This is a genomic window from Thermosipho japonicus (genome assembly GCF_014201655.1).
In the GTDB taxonomy this organism is placed as follows: domain Bacteria; phylum Thermotogota; class Thermotogae; order Thermotogales; family Fervidobacteriaceae; genus Thermosipho; species Thermosipho japonicus.
Map to the genome: position 1 here is coordinate 136197 of NZ_JACHEX010000005.1, position 13543 is coordinate 149739.

Consider the following 13543-nt stretch of genomic DNA (forward strand, 5'->3'; position numbering starts at 1 on the left):
TTTATTGCCATTCTTTACTAAATATCTGTTATAATAATTCTACCAAAAAGGAGTACAAATAAAAATGAATAACATAAGTAAAATTTTTATATTTGCTTTTTTAATAGCTTTAATTCTAAATTACTTTAAAACTGAATATAACTATTTTTATAAAATTTCATCCAAATTTGCTTCAATTCCAAAGTTAAATGAAAATTATGTTCCTCAGGGACTAAGTTATTTCAATAATTGGATAGTTATTTCATATTATTCTGCTAGTAAAAAACCTAGTATATTAGTTTTATTAGATAAAAAGACTGGAAAATATATAAAATATCTAAACATTTATTTTTCAAACGGAAAACCCTATACAGGTCATGCAGGCGGTGTAGCCGTAAGTAAAAAATTTATATGGATATCTTCAGACTATCATTTATATAAAATAAAAATAGACAACTTAATAAATACAAAATCTGGAAATAAGATTAATATTATTGAAACTTACAAAATACCTGTTAGAGCTTCTTTTGTCCAATACTATAACAATCATATATGGGTGGGTGAGTTTTATCATGTTTTTGGCTATTTAACTGATCCCTCTCATAGAACTACTAATAAAAAAAACGAATCATTTAACTCTTGGATAACTGGTTTTCTACTAGATAAAAATGAAAATATTTCTTCTCTTAAATATATTTTGGCCTCACCAAATATTGTACAAGATGTAGAATTTACTGAAGATTATATAATTTTAAGTAGATCATACGGTATAAATAATGATTCAAAATTGGAATTTTATCCTAATATGCTAAATAAACAACCACAGAAAAAAATAAATAATATTCCCGTTTGGTTTTTAGATAATCCAGTAAAAATAATAAATATTTTACCTATGTCAGAAGGAATATCAAAAATTGATAATTCACTATATATATTATTCGAATCAGGTGCTTTAAAATATAAAAACTTTTGTAAATCACCAACAGAATATATTTGGAAATTAAATTTAGAAACACTTTTAAAAAAAGAACATTAGATATAATTTTGTTATGTTTTATATAAGAAACAAAGGGGATAGCTTTTTGCTATCCCCTTATCTTGGCGGGGACGACGGGATTTGAACCCGCGGCCACCGGTGTGACAGACCGGCGTGATAACCAGGCTTCACCACGTCCCCAACACTAGCCATCAATTAATATTTTACCATATTCATATAATCTTGTCAATCGCCTTGTCGGCTACATTTTATTTAACTGGCGGGGACGACGGGATTTGAACCCGCGGCCACCGGTGTGACAGACCGGCGTGATAACCAGGCTTCACCACGTCCCCAGCTCTTGGATGACAAAGACCGTTATTTATTTTGCCACAAACACTTGTATTTGTCAACACTAAAACGAGTTAATTTTCTGTAAAAACAGGTCAATTACTTTACTAATTCATTAATCTTGTTTTTATCATGCAAATATTTTGCAAAATATAAAAACGGTGTATCAGCTGCTGCAACAATCCATTTAAAAAAGTAAGTAGTCCATAATATACTCCAAAAAACGTTTAATTCATATACACCCCAGAATGCTATAAAACAAAATACAAAGCTATCTATAAATTGTGAAATCATAGTTGATAAGTTGTTTCTAACCCACAAAAATTTGAGTTGTGGTAATTTATTTTTCCATAGATGATATGCCCAAATATCATGAAGCTGCGATAACCAATATGCTGTTAATGAAGCTATTACAATTCTCGGCATTATTGAAAAAATAGTTTCAAGAGCTCCCTGTGCAAAATCTGATTGATCTGGTTTAAAATAAAGAGCTAATTGCATCATAACAGTCATAACTATAAGGCTCAAAAATCCAACATATACAGATTTTCTTGCATCTTTTTTTCCATAATTTTCCGATAGAATATCAGTTACTAAAAAGGTTGTTCCATAAACTATGTTTCCTAATGTAGCAACAAATCCAAATAACTCTACCGTCTTTAATACTTGAATATTTGCAATAATAGTTGCAATAGCGGTCCAAATATACAAACCAGTTTTACCCATTAGCCTGTAAAACAGCAAAATCCCTCCAAAGTTTACAAGCATTAGCAAAAGCCAGAGTGCTTCGTTTGTCACAGCAGATTCCTCCTTTTTAATTTTTTATCTAATAATTTCTATACCAAAACCTGCCATTCCAATACCAACATGTGTAGATATTACTTTTCCAGTGCTAGAGTAATCGAAATATACAACTTCATACCTTTCTTTAATTAATTTTAGCATTTCATCAATATGTTCTTTTCCATTGCAATGAATACCTATCAAACCTATTTTTTGACCAATTTTTATTCCTTCTTCTTCCATTTTTGATAAAATCATACTATATGCCTTTTTATAACCTCTTGCTTTATCAAAAGGAATCATTTCTCCTTCCTCATTTATGTAAATTCCAACTTTTATCTTCAACAAATTACCAACAAAACCTGTAAATTTACTTACTCTTCCACCTTTTGCCAGAAAATCAAAATCGGAAACAAAAAATATAGCATGAAATCTTTTATTTTCCCTCTCTTCTCTCACTTTTTGCGCAACTTCTTCAAGACTCATCCCAGAATCAAGTAATTCTCTTGCATACCTTGCCATATTGGAAATTATTGAAGATGCCATTCTCGTATCAATAACCTCAATTGGAATATCAAAAGATTGTGCCGCAAGTCTTGCAGAATTAAAAGTTCCAGACATTTTAGTAGAAATTGTCAAAACCAAAATACTATCATACCCATCTTCTATAGCTCTTTTATATGCATTCTGAAAATCCAAAATGGAAGGTTGTGATGTTTTTGGTAATTCTTCTGCTTTTGAAAGTCTTTCATAAAATTCTTTTAAGCTTTCCTCATCTCTAACATTATCAGGTTCACTACTACCATCTGTCCAATTTACATAGAGTGGGACAATATCAATATCGTATTTTTCAATCCACGATGCTGGAATATCTGATGTACTATCAACAATAACTTTTGTTTTCATATTAACTCCTCCTTTGATCCTAGAATTATTCTATTTAATTGTTTTAATGAAGAAACTTTTATAATATTTTCCTCGTTTATATCTTCAACATTTGGTATTATAAACCTATCATACCCCGACTTTTTTGCATTTTCAATTCTCTTTTTAATATTTCTTACCCTTCTAACACTTCCATCTAATCCCACTTCCCCTATTATCACGACCTTTCCCAAGAAAGTGTTATACAATGAAGATAAAATAGATGATGCAATAGCGAGATCACTTGCAGGATCTGTGATTTTTAATCCACCAGATACGTTTAAATATAAATCATGAGAATCAATTGGTAAATTAAGGTGTTTTGCAATTACAGCACCTAAAATAATCAATTTTCTAACATCAATACCATGGGCTATTCTCCTGGCAGTAGCAATTTTATCTCTTGAGACAAGACTTTGGATTTGAACAAGAATAGGCCTTGTACCTTCAAACACACAAGAAATAACATTTCCTGGCATATTACTTTCCTCAATAAACACTCTATCCTTCAATGGTTTAAGCCCTTCTTCTAACATTTGAAAAATTGCTAACTCTCCACTTGGTCCAAATCTATTTTTTAAAACCCTTAAAATTCTAAAATCTGTATTTTTTTCCCCTTCAAAATAAATAACTGTATCAACAACGTGTTCAACTAACTTTGGACCAGCAATATTTCCCTCTTTATTAACATGCGCAACTAAAAGTGAAGGTATACCTTTTTCTTTTGATAACTTTCTTATCTTTTCTACTACTGTTTTAATCTGCAAAATTCCCCCAGGTACTCCATCTACACTATTTGAAAATATAGTCTGTATAGAATCAAAAACTATAAAAGAAGGTTTTATTTGATTAATAGCAACAAAGATTGATTCTATTTCATTTTCTGTTGTAACATAAAGATTTGAATCACTAACATTCAATCTTTTTGATCTTAAACCAATCTGCTCTATACTTTCTTCACCACTTACATAAAGTACCTTTCCATGTTTTGAAAGCATCTTACATAACTGCAATGAAAGTGTACTTTTTCCAACTCCTGGTTCACCACCAAGCAATATAACCTGGCCAGAGACAATTCCTCCACCAAACAACTTATCAATCTCTGGATCATTTGACTTCAACCTTTTATTTTCATCAATTTTCAAACTATCATCAAGCAAAAAAATGCGGGAACTTAAACCCGCATTTTTCTTTTCATCTTCACTAACTTTAATCTCTTTCGCACTGTCCCATGCACCACATGAAGGACATTTCCCAAACCACTTTAAAGATTCATAACCACAATTATCACAAACATAAACTGTCCTTTTTTTAGTCATTTTTCACCTTTACTTTTCTCTGTCTTTTCTTTTTAAATACTATCTTTCCATTTTCATAACTACAAACAATTGTGTCATTCTCTTTAAACTTACCTTTCAACAATTCTTCCGATAAAGGATCTTCTATATACCTTTGAATGGCACGTTTTAAAGGCCTTGCTCCATATGCCGGATCGTAACCTTCTTGTACTAAAAAATCTTTTGCACTTTTACTTAACTCAAGCGAAATACCTTTTTCAGAAAGTCTTTTTCTGATATCCTTTAAAAGTATCTCTATTATTTCCCTAATATGGTTTTCTGTAAGTTTATGGAATACAACTACTTCATCTATTCTGTTCAAAAATTCCGGTCTAAAAGTTTTCTTTACTTCTTCAATAACCTTTTCTTTCATTTCCTTAAATTCAATATTATTATCTTTGCTATCCACAAATCCTAAGGATCTTTTTCCAGAAACAATTTGAGATCCACCAATATTACTTGTCATTATTATGATTGTATTTCTAAAGTCAACAACATGACCTTGAGAATCGGTTAACCTTCCATCATCCATAATTTGTAATAAAAGATTGAAGACATCTGGATGTGCCTTTTCAATTTCATCAAATAAAATTACCGAGAAAGGTCTCCTTCTTACTCTTTCGGTAAGAGCACCTCCCTCTTCGTATCCAACATATCCTGGAGGAGCTCCAATTAATCTAGAAACCGAGAATTTTTCCATATATTCGCTCATGTCAAATCTAATAAGCGCTTTTTCATCACCAAAAAGGTACTCAGCAAGTGTCTTTGCAAGCTCAGTTTTTCCAACTCCAGTTGGACCAAGGAATAAAAACACACCTACAGGTCTTCTAGGATCTTTTAAACCACTCCTTGCTCTTCTAATGGATCTAGCAATAGCTCTTACTGCTTCTTCCTGACCAACTACCCTATTATGAAGAGCATCTTCAAGCTTCAACAATTTTTCGCTTTCTCCTTCTTCAAGTTTCTTAAGCGGAATACCAGTCCAATTTGAAACTACTTCTTCAATTTCTTCAACACCTACAACCACAACACTAGTTTCAACATTCTTTTTCCACTCATTGTATCTAATATTAAATTCCTCTTTTAACTCATTCTCTTCTTCTTTTAATTTAGCTGCTTTTTCATATTCTTGATTTGCCGCAGCAATTTCCTTTTTCAACTTTATATCCTCAATCTTTTCTTTAAAACTCAACAATTCCTTTGGCATAACGAATGCTTTCAATCTTGCTCTTGCACCAGCCTCATCTATCACATCTATCGCTTTATCCGGCAAAAAGTGATCACTTATATATCTTTGTGACAAATATACTGCTGCTTCTAAAGCTTCATCAGTATATTTTACTTTATGATGTTTTTCATATTTTGGTTTTAAACCCTGTAAAATTCTAATAGTCATCTCAGGTGTCGGTTCTTGAACATATATCTTTTGAAATCTTCTTTCCAATGCTGCATCTTTTTCAATAAACTTTCTATATTCATCAGGTGTTGTAGCACCTATACATTTTATCTCTCCACGTGCAAGCGCTGGTTTTAAAATATTTGCAGCATCAACTGCCCCTTCAGCTGAACCTGCACCAACAATCATATGTATCTCATCAATGAAAAGTATAATATCTTTTTGATTTTTTAATACCTGAAGTAGCTTTTTCATCCTTTTTTCAAACTCGCCACGGTACTTTGTCCCAGCAACAAGAGAAGCTACGTCCAATGAAAAAATAGTCTTTCCCTTTAAAGGTTCTGGAACTTCACCGTTTACAATTTTTTGAGCAAGTCCCTCAACAATCGCAGACTTACCAACACCAGGATCACCTATTAATACTGGATTATTTTTCTTTCTCCTAACTAAAACTTGCATTACACGTTCTATTTCACTTTCTCTTCCAATAACTGGGTCAAGTTCACCTTTTATCGCTTGTGCAGTTAAATTAATTCCAAAACCTTCCAATTGTCTTGCACGTGTCACTATTTCCTCATCAAAATCTGTAAAATCAGCTAAATCCTCTTCAGGCATATCTCCTGACAACTCCCTTCTTAACATCTGAACATCAATTCCCATTTTTCTTAAAATATGAACTGCTATTCCTTCACCTTCTCTTAAAATTCCTAAAAATAAATGAATAGGTTTTATTTTATTTTCACCAAGACTCTTTGCTTCTTCATATGCTAACTCCGTCACCCTTTTGGCTCTAGGTGTCATCTGAGGTGACATTATAAATCCACGCATTCCCATACCTACAATGGAAATTACCTCGTTTCTAATTTTTGTATAAGTAATTCCATAATTTTCCAATATTGACTTTATCTTATTATCATTAATTTTCAAAATAGCCAAAAGTAAATGCTCTGTACCAACATATGAATGTCCTAGCTCTTTTGCCTCTTCTTGGGCCATTACAAAAACTTCTGCGGACTCTTCAGAAAACTTGTCAAACATATATTTCCACCACCCTTTCTGTCCGCGACAAATTACTTCTGTTTCTATTATACCTTATAAACACTAAAATATCAATTTTTATTAATTTAATATTATATTTGAAATAAATTCCTTGTTATAGTCAAAATCATAATCTGAGAATATTGACTTTCCCAAAATTATTACTTTACCTAATCCTGATTGCTCTTCAACAGCCAAAACTACTTTATCAACCTTTACAGCATCACCATTTCCATCACTATCTTCATTCTTTGCAGTTTCAGATTCTAACAATATTTTTGCATCTTCTCCAACTATTAATGAGCATGGGCTATATAATCTTACACCATTTACAAGAATCTTGTACCTTGCACCATAATTGTTTACTTCATCAACAACTTGATCATCATTAAATCTCGTACCCAGTCCTAGTTTTTCAAGTATGTAATTAAGTTCTTTAGTATTTCCACCGTTTCTATAATCACTCTCACTTGTAATTATAAGTTTTCCGCCTTTTTTTACAAAGTCTACAATATTTTCTAATTCTCTTTCAGTATATCCCTTACCATTTTGAATAATTAATACATCTCCATCTATTTCTTCCAATTTACTGGCATAACTAATTTCTAGCCCCAAAGATTTTATAAAATCTTCAAGCTTTGTAAGTTTTGCTGTACCATAATCATTCATATGTCCTATGTCAATTATTATTTTATTTACTGATCTCTTCTTAGTATATCCAAACATTTCATATAAAGCTTCAAGTTCAATAACTTTACCATTAATTTTTTGTTTGTAAAGATCAAAGTATGTTTCATCACTACCTGGTATTAGTATAATTTCTCCATTAAATTCGCTTAAAGCTTTAATTTCAGGAGCTAATAAATCCTTTGAAAAGTCAAATCCATCAACTTTTGGAGTGGAAATAATTAAAATGTCCACATCTTTTAGATTGGTCAACATTCTCTTTGAATACAAAATCCTATACCCATTTTCAGATAAAAATTGTCCAAATTCCTTTAATTCATCCATATGATCATTTTCGTGAAGTATGTCAATCATTACAGTCTTTTTATATGACTTTACAAATATTTCTTGTGATTGAATAAACACATCATTCACTAAAAATTTGATAAGATGATCTCCTGGTGATAATTTTCCTAAATTTACAGATAAAAACTTTATCCCATATGGTTTAAAACTTACCTGCTTAGTTGTAACTACGTGCTCATTATCAACAACTTTTAGCTCGGCTTCTACATTTTCACTAGTAACATTATAAATATCAAATAAAATAACATTGTTGTTATACTTTACATTATTTACATATATAGAACTTTCTTTTTGAAACCAGATTGGAGAAGTAACTATTTCATCAGAATCATTTTGTTTAATGTAACAGTAATACCATTCATATCCATCAGGAATTTCAACTGTAATATCAGTTGAATATGATTCACTTCTTGGATATGCTTCAACTACTGTTCCACTTTGAGAAATTAACGCAAAATAATCTATATTATCGTAGTCTTTATACTCAAAATGCAAAGTTGCTTTTTCAACAGGCTCTTTAACAATATCTCCCATTATATAATTTCCATAACTAAAACTAACTTTAACATCTTTATCCTCGGTTCCAAATGTATGCCTTGACCATAATGCACTCATTATATCATCGTAGCTTAAATATTGAGCAATTATTCCTGTCCTTCCTTCATTTGCACTACCCCAGTTGGGCTTATGATTATCCTGACCAACTGTTGCGCCAAGATGCCAACCTTTGTTAAGTGCTATCCTGTAATTTTTAAGCATTTCATCATTTATTACATCACCTGCACTCCAATTACCATTTCCAACCTCAATTAAATTCATATATAAATCAGCTTGAGGGTAATATTCAAAATCATTAAAAGTTCCAAATACAGAAATTGGATGGTTAAATTGTCCAAGCTTTTTATGCTCAACAATCCACTTATAGAAACCTTCCATTGAACTTACTTTGTTTCTATCTACCCACTGCAACGATTCATACACATTTATATGACCTATTCCAGAAGTCCATTCAAAGCCTTGAAGAGCTATAAATTCTCCTTCAACAGTTGCCTTTTCAGCAGCAAGCTTTGTTAAATAGGGTTTAGTTTTGCCATTTATAAGTTGCTCAAAATAATATGCATGATCTGTTACTGCCAGCACATCTACATAATTTTTTGCGTAATTATACGCATCTTCCGGATAAAGTTTTCCATCAGAATAAGAAGTATGTGAATGTAAATTTCCATAATAAATATTTGCAAATGTTAAAAATGTCACTAAAATAGCTAAAATAGAAATCCACTTTTTCATAAAAAACACCTCCAAGATTTTCCCTACAGATTATTATAACCTAACTTCTGTTTTTTTAAAAGAATATATGTTAAAATTATTTAGTTAGGGGGTGATGAAATGTGGCTAATTTTAAGTGATTCTCACGATAATTTACGCAAAGCTAAAGAAATAGAAAGAATAATAATTGAAAATAACATAAAAAAGATATTTCACTGTGGTGATTTTGTAGCTCCGTTTATTTTACCATACTTTGTAAAAGAAGAAATAGAATTTTATGGAGTATTTGGTAACAATGACGGTGAAAAACTTCTTTTAACACAGAAATCAAATGGAAAAATAAAAGTCGGACCACGTGATTTTACAATAGATAATTACAGAATTTTAATGATGCATGAACCTTTTGCATTAGAAGCAGCAAAATCAAGTAACTTGTATGATTTTATATTTTTTGGACACACACATGAAATATATACTGAACAAACAGAAAAAACATTAGTAATTAACCCAGGAGAATCTTCTGGATGGTTAACTGGAAAAGCCAGTGTAATACTTTTAGAGCCAAAAAGTAAAAAATGGGAAATTCTATATATTTAGGGCATTTTTATATGTGTAGAATGATTGGATTTTCATTTGAGAATGACAAACAAATTAATTATTTGTTTAAGGCACTACAAAACATGGCGAAAAATGGCTTAAAAAGTCCTCATTCACATGGCTTTGGAATTTATGCACTTACTGAAAGTAATGAGGTATTGTACCACAAATTTGAAGAACCAATTTATGAAAAAGATATCTCTTTTCCTAACTTAAAAATTGGTATAATTCACGCGAGAAAAGCTTCTCCAAACTATCCAATTGGTTTTCTTCAGATTCATCCATTTGTTGATGAAAACGGCACAGCTTTTTGTCATAACGGGACGGTACACTCATTAAAAAGAAATAACATCTTTGAAAGTGATAGCTATGAATATTTCTTAATAGTAAAAGATTTCAAAGATTTACATGATTTTTCTCAAAGATTGAAAAAATTTATTAAAGAAAACGAATTTACTGGCGTAAACTTTTTAATGATCAAAAACAACAAACTATATGCGTTTTGTTATTTTAATAGTGATCCTGATTACTATACCATGTGGTATTCTAAAAATATAATTTCATCTGAAAAATTAGGCTTAGATTTTAAAATGATTAAAAAAGGTGAACTTTTAATTTTTGAAAATGGAAAATTAATTTTCAAAGACGTTATTATTTAAAATAGATTTAAGTGGTATAATTAAGAAAATAAAATCTAGGAGGTGAAAAAGAAATGAGTAGTGACAGTTTTAGTAGATACTCAGATGAACCTTTATCTAGACCACCGTAGTTTAATATAAGGAGGTAGAAAAAATGGTAAAATTTTACACAATGCAAGAAAATAAAATTGTGGAAGTAGAAAAATTCGTTCCAAATTCCCTTATTAAGGTAATTGACCCTTCCGCCGATGAAATTCACATGCTTTCAAGTCTTCTTCAATTTGATCCGGATTTTATATATGACTCCCTCGATGATGACGAAAGGGCTCGTATAGAATTAGATGACGATACTGTACTTATAATCTTAAAAATCCCTAAAAAGTTTAATGGTAATTCAAAAATACCATATAGAACTGTTTCCATGGGGGTAATTATTGGAAAAAATTACACTATCTTTTCCAGCAAAGAACCTGTTGACTTTATTGACTATATGATTGAAAATAATAAATTTGACATTAATAAAAAGAGTAGAATGATATTCCAAATATTTCTTTTAAATGCGAAAGTTTTTCTTTCATATTTAAAGGAAGTAAATAAAACTATAAGCATAATAGAAGAAGAGCTTCATAGATCAATGAAAAACAAAGAACTTGAAGAAATGATGTATCTTGAAAAAAGCCTTGTTTACTTTACAACTTCACTCCGTTCAAACGAAATAATGATGGAAAAACTTCTACGGGGTAACATAATAAAAATATATGAAGAAGATAAAGATGTATTAGAGGATGCAATAATTGAAAATAGGCAAGCAATAGAAGTTTCAAATATATATAGTGATATTCTTGCTGGTATGATGGATTCATACGCTTCGGTTATTTCAAATAACTTAAATATAGTGATGAAAATTCTAACGGTAGTTACCATACTAATGCAAGTTCCAACAATAATAACAAGCTTCTACGGTATGAACGTAAAATTACCCCTTCAAAACAATCCATTAGCTTATGTACACATAATTTTTTGGTCTATTGGAACGATACTCTTAACACTTGCTTGGTTTAAAAGAAAAAAATGGTTATAACTATTAATAAATCAACAAAAAGGAGAAATATTTATGTTTGGCAAAATTACTAAAGAATTATTTGGAAAAACACAAATAAAAGCTCCTGTATTTCAATACACATTGGAAAATCAAAATGGAATAATTGTAAAAGCCTTAAACTATGGAGGAATAATTACTAACATATGGGTTAAAGATAAGTATGGAAAATATGTTGATGTTGTTTTAGGATTTGATAATTTAGAAGAATACGAAAAGCTAAATCATAAATATTATTTTGGTGCAGTTATTGGAAGATATGCAAATAGAATAAAAAATGGACAATTTAAAATTGATGATACAATATACCAGCTTGAACTAAACGATGGTAAAAATTCTTTACATGGTGGGATAGGGGGGTTTCATACCAAAATCTTCAAATCATCTACTGAAAACTCTCCATATGGTCCAAAATTAAAACTAAAATATCTAAGTCATGATGGCGAAGAAGGCTTTCCGGGAAATCTACTTGTAAATGTAATATACACACTAACAAATAGCAATGAACTTATCGTCGAATACACAGCACAAACCGATAAACCTACAGTTGTTAATTTAACACAACATAGTTATTTTAATTTATCAGGAAAAAGCAACATTTATGACCATAAAATTAAAATAAATGCAGATTTCTACACCCCAGTAGATGAAAATTCGATCCCAACAGGCGAAATCGTACCTGTAGAAAATACACCATATGATTTTAAACAACCAAAAAATCTAGGAAAAATGCTAGAAAAAATTGATTATGACGTAAACTTTGTATTAAACAAGTCAAAAATTGCCGCAGTAGTTTCATCTTTAGAATCTGGAATAAAATTAGAAGTAGAAACAACAAAGCCTGGAATCCAATTATACACGGGAAATTTCCTTGATAATATTATTGGAAAGTCCGGAAATGTATACAGAAAACATTCCGGACTTTGTCTTGAAACACAATATTTTCCTGACTCACCAAACAAAAAAAACTTTCCAAATGTAATACTAAAAAAAGGGGATATTTATTACCATAAAACAACATTTAAATTTACTGTTGAACAGTAAAATATTTCTCCATTTTTTCTATAACATAGTCAATATCTTTCTTTTTTACCCAATAATGTGTAACAAACCTAAATATTCCATCATCAGATGGATTTATTTTTATACCATTTTCAAACAGGCACTTTACAAAGTCTTCTTCCTCAAATTGCTTATTTATCTTAAAAAATACCATATTAATTTCTACATCCTCTACAATCTCAATAAAATCAAAATTTAAAAGCTTTTGTGCAAGATACTTCGCATTTTCATGGTCTTCTTCTAGTCTAAATCTCATCTTTTCAAGAGCAATAATCCCTGCCGCCGCTAAAATCCCAGCTTGTCTTAATCCTCCCCCCATTATTTTTCTCTTCTTTCTTGCCTTCTCAATAAATTCTTTTTTCCCCACAAGTAGTGATCCAACAGGTGCACACAAACCTTTTGAAAGACAAAAACTTACAGAATCAGCATATTTTGCAATTTCACTTGCTTGAATTTTTAAAAACGTTGCAGCATTAAATATCCTTGCTCCATCAAGATGAATTGGAACTTTGTATTTGTCTGCAATATTTCTCATTTTTTCATGATTTTCAAGTCTAATCACTCTTCCATTAGAATGTGCATTCTCAAGGCAAATAAGACCTGTTTTAGGATAATGAATATCTTCTACTTTTCTTATCTTTTTTTCAACAACTTCTGGAATTAATGCTCCTCTATCCGTTTCTATTGTTCTAAGCTGTACTCCTGATATTATTCCTGCAGCTCCTGCTTCATGCTGAACAATATGGTAATCATCGCCAATTATTACTTCATCGCCTCTATTACAATGTGTAAAAAGCGCTAGCTGATTTGCGAATGTTCCACTTGGAACAAATAATGCTGCTTCTTTTCCTAATATTTCAGCTGCGAGTTCTTCAAGTTTATTTACTGTAGGATCGTCACCATATACATCATCACCAACTTCTGCATAAGCCATTGCTCTTCTCATTTCATCAGTTGGTTTTGTCACAGTATCACTTCTCAAATCAATAAACTCCATATATTTCACCTCCAGCTACAATTATAACAAAAAAGGGGCTGATATTATCTCAGCCCCTTTTTAAT

11 protein-coding genes and 2 tRNA genes are annotated in these 13543 nt (G+C 30.8%); 5 read left to right on the forward strand and 8 right to left on the reverse strand.

Going from position 1 to position 13543, the window contains the following annotated elements; genetic code table 11:
- The first annotated feature begins 64 nt into the window (after positions 1-64).
- The gene (locus tag HNP65_RS09880) at positions 65-1015 is read left to right on the forward strand and encodes a hypothetical protein (RefSeq protein WP_246348248.1); all 951 of its coding nucleotides are present in this window, start codon (positions 65-67) and stop codon (positions 1013-1015) included.
- A 63-nt stretch (positions 1016-1078) separates the two neighbouring features.
- On the opposite strand, the gene HNP65_RS08680 is transcribed toward HNP65_RS09880, so the two are convergent.
- From HNP65_RS08680 to HNP65_RS08710, 7 genes are all read right to left on the reverse strand, one after another.
- Positions 1079-1156 (reverse strand) — tRNA-Asp (locus HNP65_RS08680).
- Positions 1157-1233: 77 nt separating this feature from the next.
- Positions 1234-1311: transfer RNA gene (locus tag HNP65_RS08685), tRNA-Asp, on the reverse strand.
- A gap of 94 nt (positions 1312-1405) precedes the next feature.
- On the reverse strand, positions 1406-2104 hold the full coding sequence (locus HNP65_RS08690; protein WP_184619866.1) for a queuosine precursor transporter: 699 nt from the start codon (positions 2102-2104) through the stop codon (positions 1406-1408).
- Positions 2105-2128: 24 nt separating this feature from the next.
- Positions 2129-2995, reverse strand: coding sequence for a DegV family protein (locus HNP65_RS08695; RefSeq protein WP_184619867.1), 867 nt, complete (start codon positions 2993-2995; stop codon positions 2129-2131).
- Positions 2992-4332 (reverse strand): DNA repair protein RadA, encoded by a 1341-nt coding sequence (gene radA / locus HNP65_RS08700; protein WP_184619868.1) that lies wholly within the window; start codon positions 4330-4332, stop codon positions 2992-2994. Before radA ends, HNP65_RS08695 begins: the two co-directional genes overlap by 4 nt.
- On the reverse strand, positions 4325-6784 hold the full coding sequence (locus HNP65_RS08705) for an ATP-dependent Clp protease ATP-binding subunit (protein ID WP_184619869.1): 2460 nt from the start codon (positions 6782-6784) through the stop codon (positions 4325-4327). The genes radA and HNP65_RS08705 overlap by 8 nt, the downstream gene beginning before the upstream one ends.
- A gap of 81 nt (positions 6785-6865) precedes the next feature.
- Complete coding sequence (locus HNP65_RS08710; RefSeq protein WP_184619870.1) at positions 6866-9106, reverse strand: DUF4350 domain-containing protein; 2241 nt, start codon at positions 9104-9106, stop codon at positions 6866-6868.
- A gap of 99 nt (positions 9107-9205) precedes the next feature.
- Here HNP65_RS08710 and HNP65_RS08715 point away from each other — a divergent pair, with 99 nt between their 5' ends.
- The 4 genes from HNP65_RS08715 to HNP65_RS08730 all read left to right on the forward strand — a co-directional run bounded on the left by HNP65_RS08715 (position 9206) and on the right by HNP65_RS08730 (position 12463).
- Positions 9206-9682: a metallophosphoesterase gene (locus tag HNP65_RS08715; RefSeq protein WP_184619871.1), complete on the forward strand. Its 477-nt coding sequence runs from the start codon at positions 9206-9208 to the stop codon at positions 9680-9682.
- 11 nt (positions 9683-9693) lie between these two features.
- Positions 9694-10341, forward strand: coding sequence for a class II glutamine amidotransferase (locus HNP65_RS08720; RefSeq protein WP_184619872.1), 648 nt, complete (start codon positions 9694-9696; stop codon positions 10339-10341).
- Positions 10342-10474: 133 nt separating this feature from the next.
- Entirely contained in the window at positions 10475-11401 is a 927-nt protein-coding gene (locus tag HNP65_RS08725; protein WP_114702340.1) for a magnesium transporter CorA family protein, read from the forward strand.
- Positions 11402-11434: 33 nt separating this feature from the next.
- Positions 11435-12463 carry an aldose epimerase family protein gene (locus tag HNP65_RS08730; RefSeq protein ID WP_184619873.1) on the forward strand — a complete coding sequence of 343 codons (1029 nt, stop codon included), beginning with the start codon at positions 11435-11437 and terminating at the stop codon, positions 12461-12463.
- Here the strand turns inward: HNP65_RS08730 and ltaE are convergent.
- On the reverse strand, positions 12447-13478 hold the full coding sequence (ltaE, locus tag HNP65_RS08735) for a low-specificity L-threonine aldolase (protein ID WP_184619874.1): 1032 nt from the start codon (positions 13476-13478) through the stop codon (positions 12447-12449). The genes HNP65_RS08730 and ltaE overlap by 17 nt on opposite strands.
- Positions 13479-13543 lie beyond the last annotated feature (65 nt).